The 14,698-nt window shown below is 66.2% G+C and carries 12 protein-coding genes and 1 pseudogene; 6 read left to right on the top strand and 7 right to left on the bottom strand.

What is annotated here, in order from left to right; translation table 11 throughout:
* Nucleotides 1-22: 22 nt before the first annotated feature.
* The 6 genes from AC5P7S_RS14240 to AC5P7S_RS14215 form a co-directional block, all read right to left on the bottom strand.
* Nucleotides 23-439, bottom strand: a complete 417-nt coding sequence (locus AC5P7S_RS14240; protein WP_005407824.1) for an EF-hand domain-containing protein — start codon at nt 437-439, stop codon at nt 23-25.
* A 232-nt stretch (nt 440-671) separates the two neighbouring features.
* Nucleotides 672-1,043 carry a hypothetical protein gene (locus tag AC5P7S_RS14235; protein WP_065186625.1) on the bottom strand — a complete coding sequence of 124 codons (372 nt, stop codon included), beginning with the start codon at nt 1,041-1,043 and terminating at the stop codon, nt 672-674.
* A gap of 381 nt (nt 1,044-1,424) precedes the next feature.
* Nucleotides 1,425-2,138: a M15 family metallopeptidase gene (locus AC5P7S_RS14230; protein WP_242441395.1), complete on the bottom strand. Its 714-nt coding sequence runs from the start codon at nt 2,136-2,138 to the stop codon at nt 1,425-1,427.
* Nucleotides 2,071-3,657 carry a serine hydrolase domain-containing protein gene (locus AC5P7S_RS14225; RefSeq protein WP_242441394.1) on the bottom strand — a complete coding sequence of 529 codons (1,587 nt, stop codon included), beginning with the start codon at nt 3,655-3,657 and terminating at the stop codon, nt 2,071-2,073. Before AC5P7S_RS14225 ends, AC5P7S_RS14230 begins: the two co-directional genes overlap by 68 nt.
* Nucleotides 3,645-6,644, bottom strand: coding sequence for a TonB-dependent receptor (locus tag AC5P7S_RS14220; protein ID WP_095379389.1), 3,000 nt, complete (start codon nt 6,642-6,644; stop codon nt 3,645-3,647). The genes AC5P7S_RS14225 and AC5P7S_RS14220 overlap by 13 nt, the downstream gene beginning before the upstream one ends.
* 51 nt (nt 6,645-6,695) lie before the next feature.
* A complete protein-coding gene (locus AC5P7S_RS14215; RefSeq protein ID WP_095379387.1) occupies nt 6,696-8,168 on the bottom strand; it encodes a transglutaminase-like domain-containing protein in 1,473 nt (490 codons plus the stop codon).
* Between the two features lie 132 nt (nt 8,169-8,300).
* Between AC5P7S_RS14215 and AC5P7S_RS14210 the strand changes: the two genes are divergently transcribed.
* The 6 genes from AC5P7S_RS14210 (at nt 8,301) to AC5P7S_RS14185 (ending at nt 14,547) form a co-directional block, all read left to right on the top strand.
* Nucleotides 8,301-9,740 (top strand): SH3 domain-containing protein, encoded by a 1,440-nt coding sequence (locus AC5P7S_RS14210; RefSeq protein ID WP_095379385.1) that lies wholly within the window; start codon nt 8,301-8,303, stop codon nt 9,738-9,740.
* Nucleotides 9,737-10,831, top strand: a complete 1,095-nt coding sequence (locus tag AC5P7S_RS14205) for a dipeptide epimerase (RefSeq protein ID WP_012478950.1) — start codon at nt 9,737-9,739, stop codon at nt 10,829-10,831. Before AC5P7S_RS14210 ends, AC5P7S_RS14205 begins: the two co-directional genes overlap by 4 nt.
* A 358-nt stretch (nt 10,832-11,189) precedes the next feature.
* Nucleotides 11,190-12,038 carry a MurR/RpiR family transcriptional regulator gene (locus tag AC5P7S_RS14200; RefSeq protein WP_053498690.1) on the top strand — a complete coding sequence of 283 codons (849 nt, stop codon included), beginning with the start codon at nt 11,190-11,192 and terminating at the stop codon, nt 12,036-12,038.
* A 15-nt stretch (nt 12,039-12,053) separates the two neighbouring features.
* Nucleotides 12,054-12,815, top strand: coding sequence for a L,D-transpeptidase family protein (locus tag AC5P7S_RS14195; RefSeq protein WP_005415025.1), 762 nt, complete (start codon nt 12,054-12,056; stop codon nt 12,813-12,815).
* On the top strand, nt 12,812-14,113 hold the full coding sequence (locus AC5P7S_RS14190) for an APC family permease (protein ID WP_329845796.1): 1,302 nt from the start codon (nt 12,812-12,814) through the stop codon (nt 14,111-14,113). The genes AC5P7S_RS14195 and AC5P7S_RS14190 overlap by 4 nt, the downstream gene beginning before the upstream one ends.
* A 110-nt stretch (nt 14,114-14,223) precedes the next feature.
* Entirely contained in the window at nt 14,224-14,547 is a 324-nt protein-coding gene (locus AC5P7S_RS14185; protein ID WP_005415023.1) for a hypothetical protein, read from the top strand.
* A gap of 34 nt (nt 14,548-14,581) precedes the next feature.
* Here the strand turns inward: AC5P7S_RS14185 and AC5P7S_RS14180 are convergent.
* Nucleotides 14,582-14,698 (bottom strand): annotated as a pseudogene (locus AC5P7S_RS14180) (IS110-like element ISStma4 family transposase); the annotation flags it as partial.

The raw sequence follows: 14,698 nt of genomic DNA, 5'->3' as shown, positions 1-14,698 counted from the left end.
CCCATACGCCCCGACGCAGGACTTACCTGCCCTGTGCACCCTGCGCTGCGCCACCGGCGCCGGCCTGCTGGGCGGCCACGTAGGCCTTGTACTCATCGGCGCTCAGCTCGCCGTCCTTGTTGGTATCGGCCTGGTCGAACACCTGGGCAAGGCCGGCGTTCACCTGCGCCTCGGTCTTGCTGATGGTGCCGTTGCCATCGGTATCGATGCTGGCCCAGGTCTGGCCACCGCCATTGGCCTGTGCCGATGCCGCTGCGGCCGCATTGGTCGCCTGGTCGGCGGCCTGGCCGGCCTGTGCAGCCGCCTGCTGGGCCTGAGCGGCCTCGTTCTGTGCATGCGCGGCCTGCTGCTTGGCCGACTGGGCCATCGCCGGGATGGCCAGCACGCTGCCAGCGGCGACGATCAGGGCGATCAGGGGCTTGCGGTTGCGAATAGTCATCAGGGGTGTCTCCTGCCAATTGGGTGGTGTTGCGCGGCGTGTTGATTCCGCACGGCACCTACCCTGCCACCGCGTTTCTGAATCGATTTTGCGCCGCGACCGGCCCGCACACATGCGATTAACCACTCGCCTCCACGCATGCTTTAGCGCGGTGGTTAGGGTGAAGTGAGTGGCTCATAAGATGCGCATTCAGCGCCTCTGCATTTAACCGGCAGGCAACGAAAAACCTGCGTCAGTCGACGGTTTTTTCCGATGACCGCGAACTGAACAACACCCATGCAAGAGCAACACCGGCGAGCGCACCGGCGATTTCCAGCACCACACGGCTGCCAAGTTCGTTCGGATCGTGGATGGTGGCCAGGAAGATGCGCGCGTACAGCGGCGATTCCAGCCGCACGATGCCCATGTAGAACAGCTTCCACGCATCGATGCCGGCGGCGATGATCACGGCGATGACGCAGGACCAGCCGATCGCGTGCCCCATCGACCACCGCAGCAGGCGGCACAGCTGCGACCACAGGAAGTACACCAGCAGCCCGACCAGCATGGCGATGGCGCCGGCTTCCAGGGTACCGAGCAGGCCGAAGTGCAGAGGAAGGTTCATCGGATGGGCAACGGTGGGATGGCGGCCAGTGTAAGGGATCTGCTTCGGACCCAATCCGGCAGCCACGGTAGATCCACGCCGTGCGTGGATGAGTCTCCATCGAGATCGAATAATTCGACGATTGAACAAAGAGCAGCCGAGCATGGGCTCGGCTCTACAACGGACCACACGGGAAACTGTCAGAGGCGGGGCGGGTGCCGGAATGCGGGGTGTCAGCCGCATGGATGCGGCTGCCAAGCCTCCATGGACGGATTTACGGCGTCCCCGCACTCCGGCACCGCCCAGCCAACCCACGGAACGCACGCTGTTGCTGTTGCGTCTGATGTTGCCGGCCAGCGGCCGGCACTACCGCGGGTGCAGGGCGCAGCCCTGCCGATACCCCTACCGTACCGGGACGTCGTACGCGGAGCCGGGATCCGGTTCCGGCTGGAACGTGTAGTGCCACCACTCCTGCGGATAGTTCACGAAACCACGCCGTGCCATTGCCTGCACCAGTTGCCGCCGGTTCGCCTGCTGCGTCTCACTCAGCCCGCTCGTCTGCGTATGCGCACGTGTCCCGAAGAAGTCGAAGTCAGTGCCCATGTCCAACGGCGCACATGCACCGCTTCGGCAATCCAGCAGGCCCAGATCCACCGTGGCACCGCGGCTGTGGCCGGAGCGTTCGGCGATGTAGCCATCGGCCAGCAGGCGCGGCTTGTCCAGGTCCGGATACTGCTGTGCCTTGCGCGAGAGCTCGCGCGGATCGTTCACCCAGGCCATGAAGGCCTGCACCGAACGCACCGGCCGGTAGCAGTCGTAGAGGCGCAGGCCGAAGCCATCGGCGCGCAGGTCCTGTTCCACCTCGGCCAGCGCCTTCGCCACCGGCGCCAGCAGGTAGCACGAAGGCGCCTCGTAGCCGGGCACGCGCGCGCCGGTGAAGTTGTTGGCGCCCGCATAGCGGATGTCCAGGTCGATGCGCGGCGACAACGTACGGATCTCCACCAGCCCGGCGCTGGCCGCGTCGGTGGCCGGTGAAACGCGCGGTGGCTCAGCGGCGCTGGTGGTCGCTGTCAGGGCAATCGCCAGTACGAGTGAAATGCAGGTCCTGGAAGTCATAGCTGAAGTCGATGTCCGGATCGATGGCGCGCAGGTCCAGTGTCGGTGCCAGGCCTTCACCCGGCTGCAGCCACGCCTGCGCGTCTTCGCCCAGCGTATCCCAGCGCAGCAGCCAGCGCCCCTGCAGCTGCAGCACAGCCGCTTCCAGCCGGGGCGACTTGTCCACGCTGAAGCGCAGGCCGTCCTTGCCCGAGCACAGCGAGGCCGGCCCCAGCCACGGATCGGTGTAGCGGCCCTGCCAACGCGGCAGATCGGCGTCCGATGTCGGCCGTGCCTGCGACGTCGCCGGCCGCTGATGGCCGCCTGCCGCTCGCATGGCCTGGTCAGCCTTCAGTTCGGCCAGATACGCCAGCGCCGGACGCGCCTCATCGGGGGCGGTGAAGCGCTTCAGTGCGGTCTGCATCAATGCGATGCGCGCATCCTCGCCTTCACCGTTGATCAGCATTACCACACCCACCTTGCGCTCAGGCAGCAGCGCCAGCGACGAGTACATGCCCGACAATGTGCCGGTGTGCGCCACCTTCCACTGCCCATCCATGTCCGACACGCGCCAGCCATAGCCGTAGCCGTAGAAATGCGCGTTGTCCCAACGCCGCTGGCGTTCACCCAGCGGCATCGGCATGTGCAGGGTCCACAGCGTACGGCGCTGCTCAGCATCCAACCAGCCAGGTGCCAGGCCGGGATCGAGCAGCACCTGCATCCAGCGCGTCATGTCCCGCAGCGAACAACGGATGCCGCCGGCGGCCATCGACGGCAGGTCCGGGCTGATCGCACCATCGGCGTTCACCACCGTATTGTGGTCGCCACGCCAGGCATGTGGCTGCGCCACGTTGCCGACCCGCTTCACCGACCACGTCCCCACTTGGCAGCGGGTCATGCCCAGCGGCTCGAACACCTGCTCGCGCATCAACTGGTCATACGGTTTGCCACCCGTCGCAGCGGCCAGTTCGCCGGCCACCACGTACATCAGGTTGTCGTAGGCGTAGCGGCTGCGGAAACTGCTGACCGGCTTCAGGTGCGCCAGCCCCGCGATGATGTCGGCACGGGTGAACGCGTTCGGCTCCGGCCACAGCATCAGGTCACCGGCGCCCAGGCCGAGACCGCTGTTGTGGATCAGCAGGTCGCGCACCTGCATCTGCTCGCCCACCCACGCATCGTGCATGCGGAAGCCCGGTAGATGCCGCCGCACCGGATCCTCCCAGCGCAGCTTGCCCTGCTGCACCAGCCGCGCCAGCAGCGCGGCGGTCATCGCCTTGCTGTTGGAGGCGATCTTGAACAGCGTGTCCTGGTCGATGCGGCCGCCGTCGCCGCGCGCGCCCTCGGCATGCTGATACACCACACGCCCCTGCTCGACCACCGCCATGGCCAGCCCGGGCAGGTGCTCGTGCTGGACCACGGCGACGACGTCGGCATCGATCGAGGCGGTCGCGCTGGTCTGCGCCGCCGCAACCGGAAACACCGCCAGCACGGCCACGCAGATGCAGCGTCGAGCGTGCTGGGCGGGTCTCAGTAGGCCCATGTGACGGTCAGCTGCGCATAACGCGGCGACTGGAACCCGGTACCGTAGCGGTACAGCGGATTCGGCGTGCCGATACTGTCCTGCGGTTCGTAGTCCTGATCCACGGTCACCACGCGCTGCTGGTTGAGCACGTTGTACACCGCCAGCTTGAGACGCAGGTCGGTGGGGATCGGCACCTTGTACGACACGCTCACGTCCAGGTCGTAGGTCCACGGCGTGCGGCCATCGCCACCGCGCGGGGAATGTACGAACACGCGTTCGGAGGGCACCGTGGCCTGGCAGTTGGACACGCACACGTAGTAGCTGTGGAAATCGGTGGCGTCGAATGGATTACCGGCGCCGAAGCGCGTGATCGGGCTGCCCGACTGCACGCCCAGCGTAGCGGCTACGCTCAGGTTCTCGGTCAATGCATAGCTGCCACGGAACTTGAACTGGTGTCGGCGGTCGTTGGCCAGATAGCCGTAGCCGCGGTAGTTCACCCACGGATTGTCGAAGTTCTCGGTACGCCCGGCATCGGCGAAGTCGGTATCGGAGTTGACCGGGCCTTCTGCATTGCCGCGGCCGTATGCGAGGGTGTAGGACGCGTTGAAGCCCCACTTGCCGTCCCAGGCCCGGTCGACTTGCAGCTCCAGTGCCTTGTAGTCACGCTTGGGCTTCACCCAGCCGCGCTGGCCGACGTAGTTGCCGTTGTCGTCGTACAGCGCCCAGCCTTCCTTCGACGTATCGATGCTGATCCAGCCATCGTTGCTGCCGTCACAGTTGGTGTCACCCCATACGGTGTTGGTGCGGCCCGGATTGCCCATGATCCACACCCCGTCGATGGCACCACATTGCCCGGTCGCGGTGATGTTCATGTCATCGATGGCGTTGTGCAGCCGGCGATAGGTCACGCTGGCACCGACCGACCAGGCTTCGTTGATCATCTGCTGGAAGCCGAGGATCGCCTCGTCCTGGTACACCGGGTCCATGTCCCGGTTAACTTCGGCACGCAGGTCCGGCACGCTGCCGTCGCCCTGCGAGTTGTCCACCGGGCCGATCTGCGCGCCCAGGTTCGGGATGTTGTTGGCTGCGCCGCTGTAGCCGAGGAACTCATACCAGGTCCGCTCGTCGAGGAAGCCACCGGCCTGCTTGATGTTGATGACGTTGGCAACCGGCAGGAAGTAGCGGCCCAGGTTGCCGAAGACCTTGGTCGTGCCATCGCCGCGCACGTCCCAGGAAAAGCCCAGGCGCGGGGCCAGCATGTCGTCGATCTTGATGTAGCTGCTGCCGTCGCCACCCTTGTTGTCAAAGGCTTCCAGGCGCAGACCCATGTTCAGCAGGAGGTTCGGCGTCACTTGCCAGTTGTCTTCCAGGTAGTAGGCCGAGTTGATCGTCTCGAATGCACCCTCCACTTCATAGCGACGGGTGCGCGCCACCAGGCCGCTGGCCGGCACGACACCGCCGTTGAGCGAGCTGCCGGGCGTGCGGGCGTAGATGTCGTAGCGCAGGCCGCCCGGCCCGGGATAGGCGCGACTGTAGTCGGAAGTGTTCTCCTCTCGATCCAGGCCGAAGCGAAGCAGGTGGTTGCCCAGCGTCCATTCGAAATCGGCGCGCGCGGCCTTGCGGGTGTCCAATGCGGATTCGAGCTGCGAACTGCTGGTGCAGCTGCGGTCACCCTGCAGCGAGGGCGGCACGCCCTGGCTGGCGGTTCGGTTGTCGAACACGCGGTTGCAGTTCTGGTCCATCAACGAGCTCTGCACACGGTTGCGCTTGTTCTCGCCATACATCAGTTTCATGGTCAGGTCGTTGTTCACCTGCCAGCTGTAGGTGCCGGACCAGTTCTTGCCGCCCACCGTGTTGTAGATCTGGTTGCTGCGCTCGCCCACGGTCTGCCCAGTGGCGTAGTCGTAGGCGTAGACATCGGTGAGCGTCTTGCTCTTGTCCGAGAAACCGAACAGCGACAGCATCTGGTTGTCGGTGATCTGCCAGTCGATCTTGCCGCCCCAGAACGGGTCATCGGCCTTGCCCTGGCTCAGGCGCGTACCGGCGTCGTTGGTCGAGGTCGGGCGGTAGTCGCGCGCCTCATACATTCCGAAGAAGAACAGTCGATCCTGCACCAGCGCACCGGAAGCGAACACATTCAGCGCGCTGCGGCTGTAGTCGTCGCGGCTGGCGGTGATGTAGCGGCTGCCGTTGCCGTCGTAGCGGTCGCGCGCCTGCGACTGCCACGCGCGCGGCTCAAACACCAGCTCGGCACCGGCCTTGAAATCATTGCTGCCCGAGCGGGTCACCGCGTTGATGACACCGCCGGTGCTGCGCCCGAACTCCACCGAGTAGCCGCCGGTCTTGACCTGGAATTCCTGATAGAACGAGAACGGTACCGACGAGAAGCCGACCCGGTTGTAGAAGTCGGTGACGTTCAGGCCATTGATGTAGACGGTGTTCTCAGCCACCGACGAACCCCCGAAGGAAATGCCTTGGCCACCCAGCGAGCCCTTGCCCTTCACCGCACCCGGCGCCAGCAGCGCCACGGCGGTGATGTCACGGTCCACCGGCAGGCGCGAGAGTTCCTCGCGGGTGATGTTGGTGGCCGACTCGGTGGACTTCACATCCACCATCGACACTACCTGCGGTGCCCGTACTTCAACCGTGCCCAGCGTGCTGACCGCGCCGAGCGGCACGTTCACCGTAGTTGCGCTGCCGAGACTGACCGTTACCTGGCCGACACGGCTGGCGCCACCACCCGGCAAGCCGACCTCCATCTCATAGGTGCCCACCGGCAGCAACGGAATGCGGTAGCTGCCGTTGGCTTCGGCCTGCACGGAGCGCACGAAGCCCGTTGCCGGATTGCGTACGGTCACCGTGGCACCGGCCGGTACCTGGCCGGCATCGCTGACCAGCCGGCCAACCACTGAACCATCCTGTGCGAATGCGCTGGGCGCGATCATGCCCAGACACGCCCCAAGGGCGACGCACAACGCCGCCCGCTTGATGCTGTAAGCCTTCATCCCCTGCTCTCTCCTGCAAGAATTGAATGGTGTGGAATGCGATGTGTCGCGCTAGCGTTGCCTGGCTGGCAGTACCCGCCACTGGAAGTCGTAGCTCCATTGGTCGAAGTACAGGTTGCCGCCTGCCCACTCGGCCTCGCCGCGCTGCGAGTCGACCGTTTCCGAGCGGAAGTGCTGCTTGGCCGGCACGAAGGGCTGGCCGAAATCGTCGTTGAAGGCGATGCGGTAGCCATCGAGGCCACCCAGATAGAAGTCACGGAGGGCCGGCACATCACTGGCCAGTGCGCCGGTGGTCACGTCCATCGGCAGCCAGCCATACGGCGCCAGGTAGACCTGCCCCCAGTCATGCAGGTTGTTGTAGCCGCTGCCGTCGCCGGAGAACACCATGCCCGACTGCCAGCGTGCAGGAATACCGTTCATGCGCAGCAGCGCGATCAGCAGCAGGGTCTGCTGCCCGCAGTCGGCATGGCCGGCCCGCAGCGCGTAATCGCTGATGTTGCTGAGCGTGGAATATTCGCGCGCACCGGCCCAGGGAATGCGATCGACCGCAGCAAACAGCCTGCGCACCACTTCATACGGGCGCGTTTCACCCTGCAGCACCTGGTCGGAGAACAGCTTCAGCGCAGGGGTGAAGCGCACATGCGGCAGCTGCTCGGCCAGGTAGGGCTTCAACGAGGAATCTTCCGGTGTGGCTTGCACCCTGGCCGGATCGATCGCGGTATGCCGGGCGAAGATCGTGACCGCGTAGCGGATCTCGAAGCGGGTCGGCTGCCCGGCAACCACTTTGGCTTCGAGGTAGGCGGTGCGTTGCTGGGTATGGGCCGGAGCCACGCGCGCCTTGCCCGGGGTGCTGCCCAGCCATTGCACCTGCTCCTGCTGGCCGGGGATCTCGCGCGGGTACGGAATCCACGCGCGGATCGTTTCACCGGCGGGCACCACATCGGCTTTCACCGTGAGCGACTGGGTGAATTCATAGCGCTGCGGCAGAACCGACGCCTGGCCACTCTGTTCGGCCGCAGCAACCACGCCTGCGTGGTGGGCATTGAGCACTTCGTTGGGGCCCGGAGGCGGCATCGGTGCATCCGTGCGGCGGCGCGCGCGTGCTTCGTCGCTGAGCAGGAACAGGTTCGAGGGTGCGCGCTTGAAGTACCAACGCTCGCCATCGATATCGAGATGCTCGATCAGGCCGAGTTGGTCCCAGCGCGCAAATTCCTCGTCGGTCAGATCGGGAATGCCGCGCCGTACGGCGTCCTTGGCGGCGTTTTCGTCGAGGGCGAAATCCAGGCGGATGCGGCGCATGCGCTCGCGCTGGAACGCTTCGTCAGTGGCGGCGGGTGTAGTGGCCAGCAGCGCGTCGGCGTCGCGGAAACGGCCGCTGTCGATCAGGTCGATCACCTGCGCCTGACGCGCCTGCTGCTGGCTGCTGCGCTCGCCTGCTGCGTGCGTGGCCGACACCCACAGCAGCAACACGGCACCCAGGCCGGCGGCGGCAGTCAGACGCGGTTTGCGAACGGCAGGATCCACAGCGACACTTCCCCAGCGCGGGTGGTAACGGCTGTGTAACACGGGCCGGGATGTTGGTCAATAATTTATTCTTGCTTTCGGGGCCAAAAGGAATAAATATTCCAACAGGCATTCGAGGAGGGTGTGCACCGCATGAGCCTGGCTTTCCGCGAACGGCACCGGCATTGGCCGCGCCGCTTGACCCTGGCCCTGTGCCTGCTGGCCGCCCCGGCCTTTGCACAGGCGGCCCCACCGCCCGACCCGGGTGCGCCGCTGCCCTATGTGATCGGCCTGCACGAGGCCTATCTGACCCCGCAGTACTGGGCCGCGCGCTTGGACGACGCCGATGCGCCGATTCTGGATCGCGCGCAGATCGAAGCACAGAACGCGCGCATGCGGGCGCAGGACAGCCACATCCAGGACATCGCCACACTGCCCGCCCAGCTTGATGCGGCGACGGTTCGCGCCAGCATCACCGCGCTGTCGAGCTGGCCCACCCGCGCCCTCTACAACGACAAGGGCCAGGCGATCGCACCCGCGCTGCGCAGCACTATCGAAGCCAACCTCGGCCTCGATGCGATTCCCACACAGGTGGCACCGCAGTATGGGCTGGTGGTGAAGCGTGCCGCGCTGCGCACCTTCCCCACCCGCGAGCGCGTCTTCAGCACCGTCGGTGACACCGACATCGACCGCTTCCAGGAATCGGCACTGTTCCCCGGCGACAAGGTCGCCGTGGTCCATCGCAGTACCGATGGCCGTTGGCTGTTCGTGCACAGCGAGCGCTACAGCGCGTGGATCGAAGCCGACGCCATCGCCAGCGGCGACAAGGCCACGGTGCTCGGCTACGGCGCGAAGGGACCGTACCGGATCGTCACCGGCGCCACCGCGCAGACCGCCCATACCCCGGAGGAGCCGCGCGTCTCGCGCCTGCAGCTGGACATGGGCGTGCGCCTGCCGGTGCTGGCCGACTGGCCCGCGTCAGAGCCGGTGAACGGCCAGCAGGCCCACGCCTCGTGGGTGGTGCAGTTGCCGGTACGCGAGGCCGATGGCCGATTGAAGCTGGTGCCGGCGCTGCTGCCGCGCTCGCAGGACACCGCCGCCGATTACCTGCCGCTGACCCCGCGCCTGTTGCTGCAGCAGGGCTTCAAGTTCCTCGGCGAACGCTACGGCTGGGGCCACGACTACGACACCCGCGACTGCAGCGGTTTCGTCTCCGAGATCTACCGCAGCTTTGGCGTGCTGCTGCCGCGCAATACCAGCGCGCAGGCGGTCAGTCCGGCGCTGGACCGCCTGCCGTTCACCGGCAAGGACGGCAAGGCGGTGCGCGACCGTGCCGTCGCCAGCCTGAAGGTGGGCGACCTGGTCTACATTCCCGGTCATGTGATGATGGCCATCGGCCACGTCGACGGCCGCACCTGGGTCATCCACGATACGGCGGGCGGCAGCTGGTTCGGTACCGACGGCAAACGCGTGCAGGCCCATCTCAATGGTGTTTCGGTCACGCCGCTGGAGCCGATGATGGCCAGCGACACCGTCCGCTACATCGACCGCATCACCAACATCCAGCGCCTGCGGGCCAAGACTCCTGAATGAAGATCACCGCCATCGAACTGGGCATGCTGCGCGTGCCGTTGAAGACACCGTTCAAGACCGCGCTGCGCACGGTGGAGACCGTGGAAGACGTGGTGGTGCTGATCCGCACCGACACCGGTCACACCGGTTACGGCGAGGCACCGGCTACAGCGGTGATCACCGGTGATACCCACGGCTCGATCATCGAAGCGATCCGCCACTTCATCGCCCCACGCCTGATCGGCCAGGACGTGGTCAACCTCAACCACCTGTGCACGCTGGTGCAGACCGCGATGGAGCGCAACACCAGCGCCAAGGCCGCGGTGGAGATCGCGCTGTACGACCTGTGGGCGCAGCTGCACGGTGCCCCGCTGTACCAGATGCTCGGTGGCGGCGACCCGGTGATCACCACTGACATCACCATCAGCGTGGACTACATCGACAAGATGGTGGCCGATTCGTTGTCGGCGATCGAACGCGGCTTCGAGTCGTTAAAGATCAAGGTCGGCAAGGACATCGGACTGGACATCGAACGGGTCAAGGCAATCCACGCCGCCGTGGAGGGCCGCGCCCTGCTGCGCCTGGACGCCAACCAGGGCTGGACCGCCAAGCAGGCGGTGCATGCGATGCGCACGCTGGAGGAAGCCGGCGTGGTACTGGAGCTGCTGGAGCAGCCGGTGAAGGCCGCCGACATCAGCGGCCTGAAGTACGTCACCGACCGCGTCAACACGCCGGTCATGGCCGACGAGAGCGTGTTCAGCCCGAGCCAGGTGATGGACCTGATCCAGCAGCGCGCGGCCGACATCATCAACATCAAGCTGATGAAGACCGGCGGCCTGTCCAACGCGATCCGCATCGCCGACATCGCCGGCATCTACGGCGTGCCGTGCATGATCGGCTGCATGATCGAATCGAGCATCAGCGTGGCCGCGGCCGTGCACCTGGCCGTGGCCAAGAGCGATGTGATCACCAAGGTCGACCTCGACGGTCCCTCGCTGGGCCAGTTCGATCCGGTCAGCGGCGGCGTGCATTTCAACGAATCGGAGATCAGCATCAGCGACGTGCCGGGGCTGGGTATCACCGAAGTGCGTGGGCTGGAGATGCTGGGGTGATTTCTGCCTTGCGGTTGGCCTGGCGTGCCACTGACGTTGGGTCGGGCGTTACTTTTCTTTTCGCGAAAAGAAAAGTAACCAAAAGAAACGCTCCGCCGACCGCGAGCCGGTGCTACGCACCGGTTCCCTGCGCTCCTCGGCCCGTCGAGGGACGGCGCGGGAACTCGCTACGCTCGGACACCCGCGCCTCTTCGCCCTCGCCGGACCTGCGGTGCTCGGCTCGCTTGAAGGCGGACTCAACTTCAAAAGCAACAACTGCGCTCCGTAACCTCTTCGAGGCTGGAACCCGCTCGACCCATTCCATGACACGCTCTACGCTGCCAGCCGCAACGCGCCTACACATGCCCGGACGCCCCGCATGCCGCCCCTGCTGAAGATCCGCACCGAGCGCGGGCAGATGTCTGCCATCGAGCGCCGCATCGCCGACTTCATCCTCGACAACGCCCACCTGCTGCGCGACTACTCATCGCAGCAGCTGGCCAGTGCGCTGGGCATCAGCCAGTCCAGCGTGGTGAAGTTCAGCCAGAAGCTCGGCTTCAAGGGCTACCCGGACCTGAAGTACTCGATCGGCCAGGACGTGGCCCGCGCCGGTGCCGATCCACAACAGGTGCCCAGCGAACCCGACAGCGGCGATGACTACCTGCGCCTGGGCGAGGCCCTGCGCCGCAGCAAGGCGCAGGCCGAGGAGGAAACACGCCAGGCCAATCCACGCGAGGAGATCGAGCGCATCGTGCAGCTGCTCGACGGCGCACCCAAGCTGTTCGTCCATGGCCTGGGTGACGACGGCCTGTTCGCCCGCGAGTTCGCCATGCGGCTGTCGCTGCTCGGCCTGCTGGTCGTGCCGCACACCGACCCGATCCTGATGCTGGCCAACCTGTCGGCCGCACGCCCCGGCGATGTGCTGCTGGTGTTCTCCGAATTCGGCAACCTGCCGCAGCTTTCGCAGCTGTCGCGGCAGTTCCAGGACATGGGTGGCAAGGTGATTTCCATTACCCGCCACACTGCCAACCCGCTGCGCGCACATGCTGATGCGGCACTGGCAGTCTGCGCGCACGACCGCACGCCGCAGGTCGCGCAGCTGCTGTACCGTAGCGCCATGCACGCCCTGCTCGATTTCCTGTTCGTGCTGCTCTGCCACACCAATCCGGACCGCCAGCAGCAGCTGGCGGTAAACCTGGAGCGGATCGACCACCTGCTGGATTCCTGACCGGAGCACCTGTTGATGAAATCGCTGGTTCGCCTCGCTACCGCTGCGCTGCTGCTTGCTGCGACGGTGTCCGTTCACGCGGCGCCGCTGGATGGCGCGCGCCAGCTGATCGTGGTCACCAGCGATGGCTGGGACAGTACCCAAGGGCAGCTGCAGGCCTATGTGCGCGATGGCAAGGGCTGGCACACGCACGGACAGGCGTTCCCGGTGGCGCTCGGCCGTACCGGCAGCGCCTGGGGCCTGGGCCTGCATCCGGCACAGGCCGATGGCCCGCAGAAGCAGGAAGGAGACGGTCGCAGCCCGGCCGGCATATTCGCGCTCGGCAGTGCGTTCGGCTATGCCGTCACACGCCCCGGCACCGCAATGCCTTACCAGCCGATGCTGGACAGCAGCTACTGCATGGACGTGCCCGGTTCGCCGTTCTACAACCGCATCGTCGATGAGAAGAAAGTCGGCAGTGCAGCGATCAAGGGCTCCACCGAGCCGATGCGGCTGGATCTGCACAACAAGGGCGACGTGCGCTACCGGGAGGGCTTCGTCATCGCCCACAACCCGGACAACCAGCCCGGCAAGGGCAGCTGCATCTTCGCCCATCTGTGGCGCACGCCCGGGGAGGCCACCGCCGGCTGTACCGCCATGCCACAAGCGCGCATGCAGGCGCTGCTGGACTGGCTGCGGCCGCAGGATACGCCGCGCTTCGTGCTGCTGCCGCGCACCGAGTACCAGCGACTGCAGGTGCAGTGGCAGCTGCCCGCGCTGAGCGGAGACGCCCGTTGAGCGCGCCGGACGAACCACAGCTGCAGCGCGCGGTCAGCCGCTGGCAGATCGTCGGCCTGTCGATCAACGATGTGATCGGTAGCGGTATCTACCTGCTGCCGGCCGCCACCGTTGCCCTGCTCGGCCCCTTCAGCCTGTGGGGCGTGGTCGCCGCTGGCATCGTCGTCGCGCTGCTGGTGCTGTGCTACGCGCAGGCCGCCAGCTACTTCGATGAACCCGGTGGCAGCTACCTCTACGCACGCGAGGCCTTCGGCCGCTTCGCAGGGTTCGAGATCGGCTGGATGATCTGGCTGACCCGCATCAGCTCGGCGGCCGCATTGAGCAACGCGCTGGCCGATGCGGTCGCGCGCTTCTGGCCGTGGGCCGGCGCCGGCATGGGTCGCATCGCGGTGATCGTGGTGTCGCTGGGCTTCCTGACCGGCGTCAACATCATCGGCGTGCGCTCGGCCGCGCGCACCGGCGTGGTGCTGGTGATCGGCAAGATGCTGCCGCTGCTGCTGTTCGTGGCCATCGGCGCGTTCTATATCGATCCACAGCTGGCCTTCTCCGGCCAGCGCCCGGACCCGCATGACCTGCAACGGATGGGCGAGGCCGCCCTGCTGCTGCTGTACGCCTACGCCGGCTTCGAGAACATCCCGGCCGCGGCCGGCGAGTACCGCAATCCACGCCGCGATATTCCGTTCGCGCTGATCACCATGATCATCACTGTCACCGTCATCTATGGCGCGGTGCAGGTGGTGGCGCAGGGTACGCTGGCCGGCCTGGCCAGCTCGGCCACGCCGCTGGCCGACGCCGCAGCCGGTTTCGGCGGCGAGGCCCTGGCGCTGATCCTCACCATCGGCGCGACCATCTCCATCCTGGGTACCAACAGCAACACGATGATGATGGGCCCGCGATTCCTGTTCGCACTGGCCCGCGATGGTTACGGCCCGAAGATCCTGGCGCAGGTGCATCCGCGCTTCCATACGCCGGCCGCATCGATCATGTGCCAGGGCCTGATCGCGCTCGGACTGGCGCTGTCCGGTTCGTTCGTGCAGCTCGCCCTGCTGTCGATGACCACGCGCCTGTTCGCCTACATCGGCACCGCTGCCGCCGTCCTGGTGCTGGCCAAGCGCTACGCGGATCGCCCAGGCGCGTTGAAGCTGCCCGGTGGCCCGCTGATTCCGGTGCTGGCGCTGCTGTTGTGCCTGGCCCTGTTCGCCAGTGCCAGCTGGCAGAACATCGCCGCTGCACTGGTCGCGTTCGTCATTGGCGCGGTGATCTACACGCTGCCGCGCAAGGATGCGGACGCCGGGTGAACGGAGCGCCGGGCCATGCCTGGCGGATTGATCTGGCGATCACGCTGTCGGACCGGACCGTTAACCGCCACGCAGGCACGATCAGGCTTCGTCCACAACGGAGCCTTTTCATGACCGAGTACCAGATTCCCGGCCGCGTACCGGACGACAGCACGCCGCGCGATGCGGTCAGCGACTATTGGCGCGAGCGCTACACCGCCGAGCCGTACTACGACGACCAACTGTTCTTCGAGGACTACGAGCCGGCCTACCGGATCGGCCATGCCGCGCGCGCGCAGGACATGATCCGCGCCTACGAGGAAGTGGAGCGCGAACTGGAATCGCGCTGGGCCAGCGAACGTGGCCGCAGTCGCCTGGACTGGGCGCAGGCACGCAACGCCGTGCGCCGTGGCTGGGACGAAGCGCAGCTGGCGGATCCGCGCTTGAAGCGATAGCACCAGGCTGCTGTAGATACCGTGTTGCCCTTGCCTAGGCAAGGGCGCCGTCAGGCTCAAATGGGCGGCCGCTTTTCAGTACGCCCCAAACCAGATGGATGAGCTTGCGCATCACCGCACACATGACGACCTTGAAGGGCTTCCCTTTCGC

This window comes from Stenotrophomonas sp. YJH_SMC_32, from assembly GCF_059369975.1.
This window is presented reverse-complemented; position numbering and strand designations above follow the sequence as displayed.